Origin of the sequence: Pontibacter silvestris (assembly GCF_020907275.1) — a bacterium.
GTDB classification, from domain to species: domain Bacteria; phylum Bacteroidota; class Bacteroidia; order Cytophagales; family Hymenobacteraceae; genus Pontibacter; species Pontibacter silvestris.
Genome location: NZ_JAJJWI010000004.1, coordinates 89,983 through 107,028, shown reverse-complemented (window position 1 = coordinate 107,028; position 17,046 = coordinate 89,983). Strand labels below are relative to the sequence as shown.

Here is a 17,046-nt window from a genome sequence, read left to right as displayed (position 1 = left end):
CACCTCACGACCAGATACGCGCCAGGAAGCCAGACACGACCTGCTCAAACTTCTCCGGCTCGTCATGAAAAAGCATGTGGCTGCTCTCCTCGAAAAATACATTTGAGGCATTTGGCATGTGCTCGCCAACCCATGCCGGGCCTTCCGGCGGGAAGACACTATCCTGACGCGCAACCAGCATCAACGCAGGCAGATTAAGATGAAGCAGCAGGTCACGCCAATCCTTTACAGTATGGTCTGCCATAATGTGAATACGAGCATCCACCGGAGACATTGCCATTTCGTCCAGCAGCATTTTTCGTTCTTCCTCCGATGGCTGCTGCTCCATACAGTTGACGAGATTCTGCTCATCATACTTTTCCGGAACATTTTGGAGCTGCGCAATAATCGTTGCAAGCGTCTCAGCATCGTAGCACTTGTTGTGACCGAGCTTCCAGTCGGGGGTAAAGTATTGCCGCGGCGACTGCTGCACAAACACGGCTGCCGCCACATGCTCCTGCCCGTACAGCTCCATGTAACACCAGATGACCGGTGCTCCGAGTGACCACCCCAGCAGCACCGTGTCCTGCAAATCCAATGCGATGAGCAGGTCTCGCAGGTCTGCAGCGAGGCGGGCGACACGATAGCCATGACCGGGCTTGCCCGACCGGCCGTGGTCACGCAAGTCGACTGTAATGACACGTGCGTGTTTGGCAAGCACTGGAACATTCCGGGCAAAGAAGCGGCCACTGAAGGTCCAGCCGTGAATCATCATCAGCGGCCGTCCTTCTCCGGCCTCCTCATAATAAAGCTGGACACCGTCGTTAGTTGTAATGTGAGACATGATTATATCTAATTAAGGTAAGTCAGAAAAGTGGTTAAAAGTACCGCCCCCTGTAATTCTATTCATATACTCTCTGCTCATGCACAAATCCCTCTATTTCCTCCTCTGCATAACCTGCTGCACGTAACGGAGCTTTTACGTCACGCTCCAGGTCAGGCAGGTAACCAACCAGCACCTCGCCACCGGCGATTTCCACTTCGCCCAAAGCAGCAGGAAGAAGAAGCGACTCTGCCTTACCAAGCTGTTCAGTGCCGCCTTTATATTTTACCTCGGTTCCCTCCCCAATGTTTGAAAGGATCAGGGCTCCCTGGAAAGAGTGCCTGTAAGAGCTCTGGAGCTTCCAACGCTCCAGAGCAAAGTAAGGACCGGCGCAGCAGAAAAGACGCTGGTTGTCGCCATCTTTGATCAACAGTCCCGGCTGGGGCTTAGGCTGTGGTTTCATGTGTATCTCATCCAACAGGTTCTCAATGTTCTGATGCCACTCTTCTTTAGGATAAGGCTCTCCATTTTCCATCTGCCAGGGCATCGCCGTCTGTTGTATGTTAGAGGTCTGCTCAATCTCATAGATCAAGGTATCAGGCCCGAAACTGTGCAGTACTCCCGCAGGCATGTATACCGTGTCTCCCATTTTCACTTCCACCCGGGACATCACCGCGTCATAATCCTGGCGAAGCAGAGCAGCCCTCAGCTCATCTTTTGTAATCCCCTCTTTTACGCCAGCCAGAATAGTGGTGCCAGGAGCCACCCATAGCATGTACCAAGCCTCTGTCTTGCCATTCGGCTGCTTATGCTTACGTCGGGCGGTTTCATCATCCGCGTGCAGGTGCACAGGCAGCATACCGGAGCCGTCGATAAACTTAGTCAATAGGGGAAAATGCGGCCCTTTCCAACCTTGCCCCACCACTTCATCCGGGTACTCCAGGGTCAGTTCCCGGAGGGTACAGCCGGCAAGGTCTCCGTTTTTCACAGTGGCTCCGCTGCCTTCCACATCACTTACCTCCCAGGTTTCGGCAACTGGTCGGGGCTGTAAATTCTTTTTGCCAAGGTGTTCTTGTATATGCTGCCCTCCAAACACATGGTTCCGGACGGGAGTTGTTAGTTTCAGGGGATACCATTCCATATCCTTTCTTATAATTAAGATTGTTTTGTCTTCGATCAATTAGGTGTGCAAGCACTCCATTTGCTTTGCCGGTACAGCTATTTTCAATTAAAAAGCTATTAGTTACTTTAGGGTTAAATAGTAGGATACCCTCCGGTCACCTGCACGGTAGAGCCCGTCATATAGCTGGAGTCCTGGGAAGCCAGCAAAACATAGATAGGCGCTAGCTCAGCCGGCTGCCCAGCCCGCTTCATAGGCACAGACTGCCCGAAAGACTTTATATTCTCAGATGGGAATGTAGATGGTATAAGCGGTGTCCAGATAGGCCCCGGTGCCACGCAATTGACCCTGATACCTTTCTCGGCCCACAGCTGGCCCATACTGGCCGTAAAGTTCTGAATAGCAGCTTTTGTAGCGGAATAGGCCACCAGCGTAGGGGGAGCCTTATAAGCATTCACTGAGGTGGTGTTCACCACTGTGTTCCCCGGCTTAAGATACTGCTCTGCGGCCTTGCACAGGAAAAACATGGGGTAAATGTTTGTTTTGAAAGTCCGGTCCCACTCCTCGGTAGAAACCTCCTGCAGCGACTGGCGCACCATCTGGAATGCTGCATTGTTAACCAGAATGTCCAATCTGCCGAACTCTTCTACAGCACGATTTATTATTTGCTTGCAGTGCTCCTCCTCACGTATGTCACCGGATACCAGAACAGCTTTCTGCCCAGCTTCCTCCACATACTTTGCAGTCTCTTTGGCATCCTCATGCTCCTCCAGGTAAGCAATAAGCACATCCGCTCCTTCCCGGGCGAAAGCAATAGCCACGGCCCGACCGATACCCGAGTCAGCCCCAGTAATGATGGCCTTGCGCCCCTTGAGCTTGCCAGAGCCTTTATAGGAATCCTCCCCATGATCAGGCTTCGGCTGCATTTCAATTTCTGTTCCTGGCACCGACTGTTGCTGTTCTGGAAAGGGCTGATCAGGGTACTGATCTAATGGGTTCTGTATCGTTGACTGGTTCTCTTCATTTTCATTCATAGCTAAATAACTTAAATATATAACTTGCTGTCTATTAAAATGTTACCGCTATTTAAACGGTAGCCACTTGGGATAGTTACAGATTAATCGGCTCCTCAAAAATCATTATTATATTCTGCTTAATCGATTAATCTTCTTGTATAAAGAAGAAATACTATGGGAGCATTTCTAATGGTAGCGATAAGTATCTTATTAAGAATTCATTACTGTTAACTTTCACAACCAGTGCTCTAAAATTTTTAGCCAATATTATTTAAACGATTAAGCAGATTATGTATTACAGTTAAAATTCTATTGAACAACCTTCATCACATAAAATGATAAGCCTTCGCGAAAGACATTGCCCAAAAAGTAAGTGTACCCACCACTTGGGTTTCCTATGTATTATATAACCATGAATAAGCTGAATAGCTTCAAGGTATTCGCTAAAGAGAAGAACAGCCCTCAAGACGCAAAAGGACAGTAACAAAACTATTGTCTACACCTCCGATAGATTTTCAAGGTCTGGGGTAAATGACATTTACATTTCTCAGCAATTGCGGGAAAACGGCAGGACATCATGTTAGTCACCGTTGAGAAGCTCAAGAGAGGGGAATGCCTACAAAAGCACCTTTAGGCTACAGCCATACATTGAGCGAATTAAAAAAGGGGAAAAGTAGAGTATAACAAGCGCTTTCTGCTACACTTAGATATTTTATTTTTTGCAGATATTTCTCCTAAGAAAACTTACAGTTGGAAAAGAAGATAGGGTCGCCCTATAAAGCCAATAAACCCTTGCAAACTATCGTTTACAAGGGTTTATCTTAATCTGAGGTAGCGGGAACAGGACTCGAACCTGTGACCTTTGGGTTATGAGCCCAACGAGCTACCAACTGCTCCATCCCGCACTGTTATTATGATGCAAAAGTATACTATTAATATTTACCATGCAAGCTTAGTATACAAAAAACCTTAAAAAAGGTTGTATTTTCTAAAATTTACTGGTTATTCCAAAATGAATCTTAGAATATTTAAATGATAGTGGCTGTTGTTCAGACTTACCTAATGAATACACTAGCTGAAATATACCTGCTCCTGTACTAAAGCTGATGCCGCCTCCTACACCGAAAGGCATTTCCTGTACAAATAATGTTTCTAAATCACTTCGGTAGTAGCCCTGGTCATAAAACAACAGCACGTAAGAATCTTCTGCCGTAAATAAGCGATACTCTAAGGTACCCACCGCATAAGAAGAGGCATAGAAGAAGTATTCATCAAATCCTCGTAAAGAAGCAAGTCCTCCTAAGCGATACATGTCGTTGAGGAAGATCTGATCATTAAGTAAAGCTTCTGCGCTAAGCCTTGCTAATAAGGCACTGTTCTTTCCAAGGCGAAAGAAGTTTTCTAACCGTGCCGCCAAACTTAACTGCGTTGTGTTCATCTGCAAAGTATCGTAGAAACTTTTATCCAGGTTAGGATTGCGTAACAGCTTTTTTGTGCCTGCAGCTAACTGCAGCTCCACACGCCGTCCTCTGCGGGGGAAATAAAAATCGTCCAGGTTGTTCCAGAGGTAACTAAAGCCATAAGTTGTGGTGCGGGCATCGGCCAGACCAAGATTTTGCAGGCTCTGTGCATTTGCCGCTGAAAGTACACGGGAATTACGCCATTCACTAAAGACGCTAAACTTGCCGTACCTCAAAGTATTGTAGCTGAACTGTAGCCTAGGCTGTACTGTAATGAACGACGAATCCTGTTTAAGCAAACTGAAGTTGCCCCCTAATTCGAAAGGAGTACCAAACAGGTTCGGGTGCTGGTATGTTCCGTTCAATATAACTGAACCCTTGTTTACGCGCCGCCACTGTATACCCAGGCTTTTGCCTGTGCCACTAATGTTCCTGATATTTAAATTTGCCTCTCCTGTTATAAGTAATTTATTGTCGCTACGGGAAGGGTCGGGGAGAAAGCCGATTATACCATCCAACTGGTTAGCCTGCCTGTCTTCTAAAAAATAATATACACGAGCCTTATCGCGGGCAAAGCGCACCTGCGGCGGACGTGTTACTTTAATATAAGGCAACGTAGTTAGCATCTGCTGCGATGCCAGCACCTGTTCGTGGTTGTATGGCCGCCCCGGAAATAGCTGTAAATAGCGCATTAAAAATTTAGCCTTTGTTTTGCTACCTCCCATTATCTCTAACGAATCATAGGTCACGACAAAGGCTTTCTCCACCATCAGTGCCGCTTCTATTTTATTATCCTTTATTTGGATGGAATCGAGCCAAACCGAGGCAAACGGATAACCGTTGTTTTCAGCATAATTTAATATCCGCTCCTGTAAACGCACATACTCTGCTGGTTTGAAAGGAGTATTATGGTAAAACTTCTCCCGGAACCCTGACTCTATCAACACTCCCTCGCTTAAGTTACCATTCCGCAGTTGCGCCCACTCAAACTGTTGTCCTATATGTAGTTTCACGTGGAGCGTGTCGCGGCGCAGATACATGCTGTCTGCAGAGGCTAATAAAAAAGCATTCTGTTGTAGCTTATATACCAGCGCCTTTACTTCCTCCCGAGCCTCCGTAGAGTCAGGAAGCACAGAGTGGTAGTTATACTGCCGGAGCACCTGCTTATCAGTTTTAGATGTATAAACTCTGACAGCCACCTTTGCCTGTACCGGAGGAGCCGTTTGCACCTGTGCTTTTTCCTGCGCCTGCACAAGTGGCAGCCACAAAAGTAAGCACAGAACTAAGGCAGCGATTTTATACATTTGTAAGGAATCTGTTGCGGGTAATTTATTGTTAGATAAAAGCTATACAGCTCATCAGCTTGAATGTTAAAACTGAGTCTGCAGGCAAAGATACCTGAACCATAACTAAATTTTTTATAGCCTGTACCTTAAACGGCTTCTACCATAACTTAATTTACTACTTTGGCTGGCATTTACCTCCATATACCATTCTGCAAGAAAGCTTGCTACTACTGCGATTTCCACTTCAGCACCTCTATGGGGCTTAAAGAGGAAATGGTGCAAGCTATTATTCAGGAGCTAGAACTGCGCAAAGGCTACCTGCAAGACCAACCTGTACATACCATTTACTTTGGAGGAGGCACTCCTTCTTTGCTAAACCAACATGAGCTCCAACTGCTGTTGGCAACAGTAAAAGAGTTATTTATAGTTTCGGATGATGCTGAAATTACCTTAGAAGCCAACCCGGATGACCTAACGCCAGCTAAACTGCAGGAATTGCGGAAAGCAGGAGTAAACCGCCTGAGCATTGGGTTACAGTCATTTCATGAGCCACACCTGCGCCTCATGAACCGGGCTCACTCCGCAGAAGAAAGCCTCCGTTGTGTGCAGGATGCCCAAATTGCTGGTTTCAATAATATCACCGTAGATTTGATCTATGGCATACCTGCCCCTGACCACAATATATGGCAGCAAGACCTTCAGACACTGTTCTCTTTGGGAGTGCAGCATGTTTCCTGCTATGCTTTAACTATAGAACCCGATACCGTGTTTGGACGCTGGAGTAAGAAAGGCGCTTTTAAACCCGCCGAAGATGAGTTTACAGCACAGCAGTTCGAAATATTATTAAAACAGATGCAGCAACATGGTTTTGTGCAGTACGAGATTTCCAACTTCTGCCAGCCCGACCACGAATCTAAACATAACAGCAACTACTGGCGCGGTGTGCACTATTTAGGTGTAGGCCCGAGTGCGCACTCTTTTAACGGCAACTCCAGGCAACATAACATAGCAAACAACAAGAAGTACATTGATGCCCTGCGGCAAAACGAGGTTCCCTTTGAGCTGGAAACATTAACTCCCGCTGACCAAGCTAATGATTACCTGCTAACCAGCCTCCGTACTACCTGGGGTTGCGATTTGAACAAGCTTCGACTCGATAATAACCTAGACCTAAGCATAACGCACGCCAGTTACCTACAAGAACTACAACATAAAGGCTTAGCTACTATAAAGGAAGAAGTACTGTACCTAACCGATAAAGGCAAGCTACTGGCTGACCAGATTACGCTGGATCTGTTTGTTGGTTAAATCTTTCGCTGCACAAGAAGCAGCTATTGGGGCAAGGAAAGCTACTTCTATGCATTTGTCTATAAAAATTTACTGTTGCCGAAGGAGTTAAACGAGGCTGTATGTTGTACCAAAAAGCAGAACGAACTTGTTTATAGCCGCATGCAGGCGATGCTTAAGCTAGGCTTTTGTTCATTTCTATATTCCTTAGATAGATTCGCCGCTGCTGCTCTTTTAGGTAGCTTTTGTATTCTTTAAACTTTCTGAACCCTATTTTACAAACTACGTATAAGATGTAACCGAGGAATAACACATCCAACAAAAGCACAATACAAGTAAATACCTCTGCCATAACCATCACTAAAAGTTGGGAATATTAATTAATACCTGAAAATAAACCAGGCTGAGTTCTCAGAAAAGGAATTAAAACAAGAAAAGGTAACATTTAGAACAGCCCCTTCTGAAGTCCTCAACAGCCTAACAACTGTTCAAAGACAAATTTCTCAGTAAAAAAACCACCCCAAAGTAACTTCAAAATCGAGTTTAAAGCCCTGTTTCAGTTTCTAAAAAAAGCCATTTTATTATCTTCCACCATTGATATTATTCATAAACCTGACGGTTTATTCAACCTGTAGTAGTTCAGTTCCCATTGCACCACTTAACTTTTCTGCGTAAATCACCTGTAGCATCTATTGTTATAAGGCATACTCTTAAAGCAACCTACTAATACAGGTTATATGCCTAGCCCTTTAGGTTGTGCCTCTCTTGCAGCAGGAGGAATATATTTGAGCATTTTCCTTATACTTGCCAAAAAGTATAATGTATGATCAGCACAGCCTCTGTTACCTACCAAAACCAAACGTACACCTTTAATCCGCTGGAGCCGTTGGATATTTCTATGCCATTGCACGATGGGCAGCTACAACCGGAGTGCTTTTGGGCTGAGCCAGCCGTGTTTAATGTAGTACGTGTAGGTGATTTTGTAGGCAGCGTGGCAGCGGGAGGCAGCACAAACTATAAACGAGTACATCTAACGCCGCATGGTAATGGCACCCACACTGAGTGCTATGGACATATTTCAACAGATACAGATGCGACCATTAATAACTGCCTGCACCGCTTTATGTTCGCGGCAAAGTTGATAACAGTAGCGCCACAGAAGCAGGCTAACGGAGATGAGGTAATTACGCTGGAAGATGTAGAAAAGCAACTTCATCAAGAAGAAATGCCAGAAGCCCTTATACTTCGCACCTTGCCTAACACTAACTCAAAGCTCAGCCGCCACTATTCTGGAACCAATCCTCCTTATATAGATCATCGCATTGCAAGTTTACTGGCAGAGCAGGGGACAGAGCACCTACTGCTGGATTTACCCTCCGTTGACCGGGAGCAGGACGATGGAAAGCTACTGGCACACCACGCCTTCTGGCAATACCCGCACAACACCCGTCGAAACGCGACTATTACAGAACTTATTTATGTACCTGATGCAATAGAAGATGGCCTGTACCTGTTGAATATCCAAATAGCCAGTTTAGAGCTTGATGTAAGCCCGAGTAAGCCTGTACTCTACAGGCTTAAAAAATATTGAGAGCCGCAACTGGTACAGCTACGGCTCTCAATATTTAGTACAAATTATAGTTCTAAAACAATGCTTCAGCTACCTTTCTTACAGAGCCAGACTTACCCATTGAATAGTAATGCAGACACGGTACACCAAACTCCATGAGTTCTTTAGACTGTTTGATGGCCCACTCTACCCCGACTTGTGCAGCGGCTTTGTTATCAGTACAAGCATCTACAGCATCTGCCAGGTCAGCAGGTATATCAATATGAAATATACTTGGTAATACAGTAAGCTGATTTTTTGTGGTTATCGGCTTCAAACCTGGGATAATAGGCACATTGATACCCTCTGCACGACAAAGGTTCACAAAGTCAAAGTACTTCTGATTATCGAAGAACATTTGCGTTACAATATAATCCGCACCTAACTCTATTTTTTTCTTCAGCCAGCGCAGGTCTGCTTTTAAGTTAGGGGCCTCCGAATGCTTCTCCGGGTAACCTGCAACGCCTATACAAAAGTCTGTACTGTTGTTACTGGCTTGCTCATCATCTAAGTAGCAGCCATTGTTCATATTAACCACCTGCTCCAGCAGGTCAGTAGCATAAGCATGCCCTCCTGGCTCAGGCACAAAACGTGCTTCGCTCTTTACACAATCTCCCCGCAGCACCAGCACATTATCAATACCTAAAAAGTGCAGATCAATAAGCGCATTTTCAGTTTCCTCTTTGCTAAAGCCACCACAGATCAGGTGCGGCACTGTATCTACTTTATAGTGGTTCTGGATAGCAGCACAGATTCCTACCGTACCCGGGCGTTTGCGTGTCGTGATTTTTTCTAACAGGCCATTGCCTCGCTGCTTGTACACATACTCTTCACGATGATATGTCACATCAATAAAAGGTGGCTTAAACTCCATCAACGGATCTATGTGATCGAAAAGCGTCCGCATATTTTCACCTTTCAGAGGTGGTAGTATCTCAAAAGTAAATAAGGTCTTATTTGCGTTGTTAAAATGCTCCGTAACTTTCATGTATCGTTTTAGGGTGATGCTTCTGTTAAATGTTAAGCACTAGATTTAGGCATTTTGTTTTCCTGTTCCTAAACATCAAGAATTCTGTACCTAGTACTGCTAAAGGGAAATCTGATGTTTAAAACCTACTGTCTTTATTTATACTGCTTGCTGCGCTACAGGCTGCGGATCATAGTTCAGGTTAGGCGATAACCATCGCTCCAGTTCCTCCTGCGGCATACCTTTACGACGTGCAATGTCAGCTACCTGATCTTCGCCAATTTTGCCCAAGCCAAAGTAACGCGACTCTGGGTGCGAGAAGTACAAACCACTTACCGAAGAGGCTGGATACATGGCCAGGTTTTCTGTCAGAATGATTCCTGCCTGTTCATCAGCTTTTAGCAAATTAAACAGCGTGATCTTTTCCGTGTGATCCGGGCAACCTGGGTAACCAGGCGCAGGACGAATACCCTGATACTGCTCTTTTATCAGGTCAGCATTCTCCAGACTCTCCTCTGGCGCATATCCCCACAGTTCCTTTCGTACCTTCGCATGCATTAACTCCGCAAATGCTTCGGCTAAACGATCGGCCAACGCCTTTACCATAATAGAACGGTAATCGTCGTGCTCGGCCTCGTACTGCTCCAACAGCTTCTCAATACCAAAGCCTGCTGATACTGCAAAGCCTCCTATGTAATCCTGAATGCCTGTATCTTTAGGAGCGATAAAGTCAGAGAAAGCCATGTTTGGTACTTTATCGCCTTTCTTACCTTGTTGCCGCAGCGTATGGAACTCGGTAAGCACTTCTTTCCGGGCATCGTCCTTATACACGACAATGGTATCATCGTCTTCGGTATTGGCAGGATAAAAACCGACAACAGCACGAGCTTCCAGCAAAGCTTTATCTACAATTTGCTGCAGCATTTCCTGTGCATCAGCAAACAGTTTACGTGCTTCCGTTCCTAACTCCGGATCATCCAGGATCTTTGGATACTGGCGTTTTAACTCCCAGGTATGAAAGAAAGGAGTCCAGTCGATGTATGGTACAATCTCCGCTAAAGGATAATTATTGAACACTTTATTGCCCAGGAAGCTTGGTTTAACCGGGTTTGTGCCAGACCAGTCTACCTTAAATTTATTGGCACGAGCCTCTTCTATTTTTGCAAAAGCACGATCTTTCGTGCGACCGTAGTGGTCTGTGCGAAGCTTCTCGTATTGTTCTTTGATTTCTGCTACATACTCATCGCGGTTGCTGCCCAGCAGGCTGCCGACCACTGTAACACTACGGGAGGCATCGTGCACGTGCACCACCGGCCCGCTGTACTGCGGCGCTATTTTTACGGCAGTATGCACTCTAGATGTTGTAGCTCCACCAATCAGCAGTGGTATCTTCATACTTCTGCGCTCCATCTCCTGCGCTACATACACCATCTCATCCAGTGACGGAGTAATAAGACCGCTCAAGCCAATGATATCTACTTTCTGTGCTTCTGCCTCCGCTAATATTTTATCCAAAGGCACCATCACGCCCAGGTCTATTACCTCATAATTATTGCAGGCCAGTACCACACCCACAATATTTTTACCAATGTCGTGCACGTCACCTTTTACAGTAGCCATTAGAATAGTACCTGCCGTTGACTTGGAGCTTGTATCTGATTCCAGCTTCTCCTGCTCCATAAAAGGCAGCAGGTAAGCCACGGACTTCTTCATTACACGCGCACTCTTTACTACCTGCGGCAGGAACATTTTACCAGCGCCAAACAAGTCTCCCACCACAGTCATCCCAGCCATCAATGGCCCTTCAATCACGTGCAGAGTCTTGTCTGCCTTCTGACGGGCTTCTTCGGTATCTTGATCAATAAACTCTACAATACCTTTTACCAGTGCATGCTTCAGGCGTTCTTCTACAGGAGCATCACGCCAGGCAGTATCCTCTTTCGTGGCTGTTTTACCTTTACCCTTGATGGTTTCGGCATATGTTACAAGGCGCTCCGTAGCATCTGGGTGGCGATTGAAGATAACATCCTCGATCAGATCCCGCAGTTCCTTCGGCACCTCTTCATAAATACCCAACATACCGGCATTTACAATACCCATATCCATACCCGCCTGCACAGCATAGTACAGAAATACCGTGTGCATTGCCTCCCGCACCAGGTCATTGCCCCGGAAAGAGAACGACAGGTTACTCACACCACCACTTACCAGAGCATGTGGCAGATTTTGCTTTATCCACTTCACCGACTCCAGATACTCTACAGCATAGTTATTATGCTCTTCTATACCAGTGGCGATGGCTAATATGTTCGGGTCAAAAATAATGTCTTGCGGCGGAAAGCCAACTTCCTCTGTCAGGATGCGGTAGGCTCGCCCGCAAATTTCAACCCTACGCTCTAAGGTATCAGCCTGACCCTGCTCATCGAAAGCCATTACGACCGCAGCGGCACCATACTGGCGCACTTTGCGGGCCTGCTTCTTAAAGTTTTCTTCGCCTTCTTTTAAGCTGATGGAGTTAACAATAGACTTACCCTGTACACATTTCAAACCTGCCTCCAACACACTCCACTTAGAAGAGTCGATCATAATGGGCAGCTTTGCGATATCTGGCTCAGAGGCAATCAGGTTCAGAAAGTTAGTCATGGCCTCTTCAGAGTCCAGCATACCTTCGTCCATGTTCACGTCTATAATCTGGGCTCCACCCTCTACCTGCTGTTGCACGACAGATAAGGCTTCTTCAAACTTACCTTCTACAATAAGGCGGGCAAATTTCTTGGAGCCTGTCACGTTGGCGCGTTCCCCAACGTTTACAAACAGCGTTTCCGGGGTAATGGTAAGTGGTTCTAAGCCACTATAGCGTGGCAGAGGAGCAAGCTCTGGAACAGCGCGTGGCTTATAATTGGCAGCTAATTCAGCAATTCTGGCAATGTGCGGCGGCGTAGTACCGCAGCAGCCGCCTAATATATTTATCAGCCCTTCTTTAAGGTACTCTTCTACCACAGCACCCATTTCCTGGGCAGTTTCATCATATTCGCCAAAGGCATTGGGTAAACCTGCATTTGGATAAGCACTTATATGCACATCGGCTATGCGGGACAATTCCTGTATATGCGTCTTTAACTGGCGGGCACCTAAGGCGCAGTTAAAGCCTATACTAATAATAGAGGCGTGCGAAATGGAGTTCCAGAAGGCCTCTACTGTCTGGCCTGATAAAGTACGGCCACTGGCATCTGTTATTGTTCCTGACACCATAATAGGCAACTCCTTACCGCCATCTTCCACGTACTGCTGCACAGCAAACAAAGCGGCTTTACAATTCAGTGTATCGAAGACAGTTTCTATCAAAAGCAGATCAGCCCCACCATCTACCAGGCCACGTACCTGCTCATAATAAGCCTCTACTAACTGGTCGAAGGTAATGGCGCGGTAGCCAGGGTTATTAACATCCGGAGAAAGAGAAGCTGTTCGGTTGGTTGGCCCGATAGCACCTGCTACAAAACGAGGTTTATCAGGTTGCTGTGCTGTTACTTCTGATGCCGCCTCGCGCGCCAGCCTTGCCGATTCATAGTTTAGCTCATACACCAGGTCTTCCATCTGGTAATCGGCCATGGCTATGCTGGTCCCACTAAAGGTATTCGTTTCTACAATATCTGCCCCAGCCTGCAGGTACTCCAGGTGAATGGCCTTGATGATGTCCGGACGTGTGATAGATAAAAGGTCGTTGTTTCCTTTTAGATCGGTAGGATGGTTCTTGAAACGCTCTCCTCTAAAGTCGCTTTCTTCCAGCTTGTACCGCTGAATCATGGTACCCATAGCACCATCCAGCACTAAAACACGCTCTTTCAGCAACTTGTAAATAGGATTATTTTTCATGTACAGTGTCTTCTTCTCTTAAATCATCTGCTTTCGCTTATCAAGAGAGACACACCCAAGGGTAGGATGGACTTTCTTATCTTCCCTGGCTGTGGTTACCAGGAGGGAGTTAGCACCTAGGCATTACCCAAGGTTGCTAAGACGTCTTTGGGCCCTGTCCCTCAGTCTTTCTTGATAAGAAGTTGCAAGTTAAAAAGATATATGCAGTATATGAAATTTTGTTTCGTTTAATTGTAACTCTGCAACTTCAGCTATGGAATATACGGGTTAAGCAACTCGGCTTAGAAAGCTATTTACCTTGGCAAGTATTCTGCAAAGCAGGTTTATTGATATATCTTATCTCTATTATTACATTAAAACAGGTAACTTGATAAGTGACAGAACATCTATCAAAAGCTATTGCAATGAACTTTAAGACATTTTTCCTGAACGGCATCAGCGTGTTTCTAGGAATCATATTTTTTACGGCTGGTATGGCAAAGCTTTATTTTGAGCATAAGTTTCCTGGTGTAATGGGGCCACCTTGGCTGGAGGAACGGCTGTCGGAGTACAACCTTGGCTTGTTTGCCCGCTTTATTGCCTATTCTCAGGTAATAGTTGGGTTTATATTGCTGACGCTTCGTTACCGCGCTCTAGGCTCCATTACACTACTTCCTATAGTCTTGAGCACTTTAGTCATAACCATATCCTTGCAGTGGAGAGGCACTCCTTATGTACTTACTTTCTTCCTGCTACTTAACCTCATCCTTTTGATAGCAGAGGCTCCTAAACTCCTTCATTTAGTAGGGTTCCGCACAAACTACACCTTACCTACAAAAGCCACATCACCTGCTAAATATGGGCTGATGTGGCTGTCAGGGCTTATATTAGCCTTATTTAGTATCTCTTTATCTAACCATAGCCTGGTACTGGCTCACCTGTTCAACCTGGCAGGAATTGCCATCTCTCTTAATACTTATATTAAAGGTGGCCGCGTAGGCAAGCAACAGACTATTAAGTAATCAACAAAGCAGACCGGCTTATAAACTTTCTTTTCAGAGCACTTTGTTAGCCTCACAAGCCTGAAAGGAATCTAAAGCGGGAGCAGAAAATACCCGGCAGAAGATGATACCACTATATGCAAAAAAATAGAGGGATACATGTGCTGCATCTCTCTATTTTACTGTTCCTGCTGCTGTAATCAACAGCAAAATGACTTAGGCTTCGGCTTCTACTTTAGGAAGTACAGAAACGTAAGAACGGTTCTTTCTGCCTTTTTTGAATTCTACTACACCGTCAGTTAAAGCAAACAGGGTATGGTCTTTACCAATACCTACGTTTGTTCCCGCGTGGTGCGCAGTACCTCTTTGTCTTACAATGATGTTACCAGCGATGATATCCTGGCCACCGTAAATTTTAACACCAAGTCGTTTAGAGTGCGACTCACGACCGTTGTTCGAACTACCAGCTCCTTTTTTGTGTGCCATTTTCTTAACTATTTAACTCAGGATAGAGAACTATGCCTGAAAAGATTCAACGATTAATTTCTTCTTACTGCTTAACCAATGCTCTCGATCAGGACCTTCGTGAATTGCTGGCGGTGGCCATTCTTCTTGCGATATCCTTTTCTTCTCTTCTTTTTGAAGACGATTACTTTGTCGCCTTTTACAGTGCTGGTAAGGATTTTTCCAGTTACCTTAACACCATTTACAAACGGAGCACCAACAGTGATGGTTCCATTGTCATCAGTAAGAAGAACATTGGTGAACTCTACGGCGTCACCTTCATTGCCGGAAAGCTTGTTAGCGTAGATGAACTTACCGCTCTCTACTTTGGTCTGTTGACCTGCGATTTCTACAATTGCGTACATCAGCTTCAATGTATATTTTTAGATTTAGTCCGCAAAATTACTGACTTTATTTTAAACATGCAAACCATTGTCCCTTAATAAATTCTGATTAACCACATCGTTATTCACATTTTTGTGGAAAACGATGTTTAAAACCCTAACACATTTTCACACATCTGTTAAAAATGTTTATTACAATCTACATATCAAGCATTTACAACCAATAAACCAAATCCATCTTATCCACAAAAAAACAAAATAATCAACAGTTTCTCCTGCACTAAATAATTACAAAACACTGCACATCACCGTAACTCCTCTCCAGGCCCGCCTATTATTTACCATAAGCTTAACGCAACCCGACACCCCTCACTTTAACTCTCCTTTATAGCCATACAAGAATATTTTCATGCAATTATATAGGTTATCCACAATGTGGATAACAATGTTAACACAAAACTAATATACAGACAACCAACATATTAACATAGATTTTAAGCGGTGTGTATAACTTGAACAACTTTAAAACCGAAAATCGAGTTCTAATTTCTATATTTGAATTCAAAATATTCGGTGAACCACTATTCTGGTAGCCGCTATACTCTTTCGAAATTCAGGGCCTACACAACATGCTTTTGTTCAGCCCTTTAACTATAAATGCTACGTGCTTATGGAGCCAATACTTAAAGAAAACCCGAACAGATTCGTCTTGTTCCCAATTCAGCATGACGAAGTATGGCAAATGTACAAGAAAGCTGAAGCCAGTTTCTGGACAGCCGAGGAGATTGACTTGGGCCAGGACCTAAAGGACTGGGAGAACCTGAATGACGGGGAGCGTCACTTTATCAGCCATGTGCTTGCTTTTTTCGCTGCCTCTGATGGTATCGTTAACGAGAACTTAGCTGTAAACTTCATGAATGAGGTGCAAATACCGGAAGCACGATGCTTCTATGGCTTCCAGATTATGATGGAAAACATTCATTCAGAAACATACTCTCTGCTGATAGACACTTATGTAAAGAAGCAGTCTGAAAAAGACCACCTGTTTAATGCCTTGGAAACAGTACCTGCTGTAGGTCGAAAAGGAGAGTGGGCACTACGCTGGATTGAGAGCGAAAACTTTGCAGAGCGCCTGATTGCCTTTGCTGCCGTGGAAGGGATATTCTTCTCTGGTTCTTTCTGCTCTATTTTCTGGCTGAAGAAGCGTGGCCTGATGCCTGGTCTTACTTTCTCCAACGAACTTATCAGCCGCGACGAAGGCTTACACTGTGATTTTGCTTGTCTGCTGTACTCAATGCTACAGAATAAATTGCCGCAGGAACGTGTAGTCGAAATTATAAAAGATGCGGTAAGCATTGAGCAGGAGTTTGTGACAGATGCACTGCCAGTAGACCTTATAGGTATGAACGCAAAGCTAATGAGCCAGTACATTGAGTTTGTGGCTGACCGCTTATTAGGAGAGCTTGGCTGCCATAAAATCTATGGCTCTGCCAATCCGTTCGACTTTATGGAGATGATCTCGCTGCAAGGCAAAACCAACTTCTTCGAGAAGCGCGTGGGAGACTATCAAAAAGCAGGAGTGCTGGGCGACAAAGACAAAAACGTTTTCTCGCTGGACGAAGACTTTTAGCATATAAAATTACTACTATATTTGTATCAGTTATAGATTCAGGTGGGCGAGCATCTTCATCTTTCCCACCTGAACTCAACAAACAAATTTTCCGGGCGGCTGTTGAAGCAATAGAGTTGACCGCTAAACCGCAGGAACTAAAGATGGCCATAAAGCCACCAATAGAGG

The 17,046-nt window shown here is 45.1% G+C and carries 12 protein-coding genes, 1 tRNA gene and 1 riboswitch; of the genes, 4 read left to right on the top strand and 9 right to left on the bottom strand.

Annotated features, from left to right (window positions below; genetic code table 11):
- Positions 1–4 precede the first annotated feature (4 nt).
- The 5 genes from LN995_RS04990 to LN995_RS04970 all read right to left on the bottom strand — a co-directional run bounded on the left by LN995_RS04990 (position 5) and on the right by LN995_RS04970 (position 5,702).
- Entirely contained in the window at positions 5–823 is an 819-nt protein-coding gene (locus tag LN995_RS04990; RefSeq protein ID WP_229958982.1) for an alpha/beta fold hydrolase, read from the bottom strand.
- Between the two features lie 58 nt (positions 824–881).
- The gene (locus LN995_RS04985) at positions 882–1,943 is read right to left on the bottom strand and encodes a type I phosphomannose isomerase catalytic subunit (RefSeq protein WP_229958980.1); all 1,062 of its coding nucleotides are present in this window, start codon (positions 1,941–1,943) and stop codon (positions 882–884) included.
- A gap of 113 nt (positions 1,944–2,056) precedes the next feature.
- Complete coding sequence (locus tag LN995_RS04980; protein WP_229958978.1) at positions 2,057–2,956, bottom strand: SDR family oxidoreductase; 900 nt, start codon at positions 2,954–2,956, stop codon at positions 2,057–2,059.
- Between the two features lie 814 nt (positions 2,957–3,770).
- Positions 3,771–3,843: transfer RNA gene (locus tag LN995_RS04975), tRNA-Met, on the bottom strand.
- Positions 3,844–3,926: 83 nt separating this feature from the next.
- Positions 3,927–5,702 (bottom strand): BamA/TamA family outer membrane protein, encoded by a 1,776-nt coding sequence (locus LN995_RS04970; RefSeq protein ID WP_229958975.1) that lies wholly within the window; start codon positions 5,700–5,702, stop codon positions 3,927–3,929.
- Positions 5,703–5,864: 162 nt separating this feature from the next.
- On the opposite strand from LN995_RS04970, the gene hemW reads away from it, so the two are divergent.
- Both hemW and LN995_RS04960 read left to right on the top strand, forming a co-directional pair.
- Positions 5,865–6,992, top strand: a complete 1,128-nt coding sequence (hemW, locus tag LN995_RS04965) for a radical SAM family heme chaperone HemW (RefSeq protein ID WP_229958973.1) — start codon at positions 5,865–5,867, stop codon at positions 6,990–6,992.
- Between the two features lie 802 nt (positions 6,993–7,794).
- Positions 7,795–8,562, top strand: a complete 768-nt coding sequence (locus LN995_RS04960; RefSeq protein WP_229958971.1) for a cyclase family protein — start codon at positions 7,795–7,797, stop codon at positions 8,560–8,562.
- A 52-nt stretch (positions 8,563–8,614) separates the two neighbouring features.
- On the opposite strand, the gene metF is transcribed toward LN995_RS04960, so the two are convergent.
- Positions 8,615–9,568 carry a methylenetetrahydrofolate reductase [NAD(P)H] gene (gene metF / locus LN995_RS04955; protein ID WP_229958969.1) on the bottom strand — a complete coding sequence of 318 codons (954 nt, stop codon included), beginning with the start codon at positions 9,566–9,568 and terminating at the stop codon, positions 8,615–8,617.
- A 138-nt stretch (positions 9,569–9,706) separates the two neighbouring features.
- Complete coding sequence (metH, locus tag LN995_RS04950) at positions 9,707–13,420, bottom strand: methionine synthase (protein ID WP_229958967.1); 3,714 nt, start codon at positions 13,418–13,420, stop codon at positions 9,707–9,709.
- Between the two features lie 73 nt (positions 13,421–13,493).
- A riboswitch (SAM riboswitch) is annotated at positions 13,494–13,601 on the bottom strand.
- A gap of 223 nt (positions 13,602–13,824) precedes the next feature.
- Here metH and LN995_RS04945 point away from each other — a divergent pair.
- Positions 13,825–14,421: a hypothetical protein gene (locus LN995_RS04945; RefSeq protein ID WP_229958965.1), complete on the top strand. Its 597-nt coding sequence runs from the start codon at positions 13,825–13,827 to the stop codon at positions 14,419–14,421.
- Positions 14,422–14,616: 195 nt separating this feature from the next.
- Here LN995_RS04945 and rpmA read toward each other — a convergent pair whose 3' ends face one another.
- Together rpmA and rplU are read right to left on the bottom strand one after the other, a co-directional pair.
- The gene (gene rpmA, locus LN995_RS04940) at positions 14,617–14,886 is read right to left on the bottom strand and encodes a 50S ribosomal protein L27 (protein WP_229958963.1); all 270 of its coding nucleotides are present in this window, start codon (positions 14,884–14,886) and stop codon (positions 14,617–14,619) included.
- Between the two features lie 71 nt (positions 14,887–14,957).
- Complete coding sequence (gene rplU, locus LN995_RS04935) at positions 14,958–15,269, bottom strand: 50S ribosomal protein L21 (RefSeq protein WP_229958960.1); 312 nt, start codon at positions 15,267–15,269, stop codon at positions 14,958–14,960.
- 649 nt (positions 15,270–15,918) lie between these two features.
- On the opposite strand from rplU, the gene LN995_RS04930 reads away from it, so the two are divergent.
- The gene (locus tag LN995_RS04930; RefSeq protein WP_229958958.1) at positions 15,919–16,878 is read left to right on the top strand and encodes a ribonucleoside-diphosphate reductase small subunit; all 960 of its coding nucleotides are present in this window, start codon (positions 15,919–15,921) and stop codon (positions 16,876–16,878) included.
- Positions 16,879–17,046 lie beyond the last annotated feature (168 nt).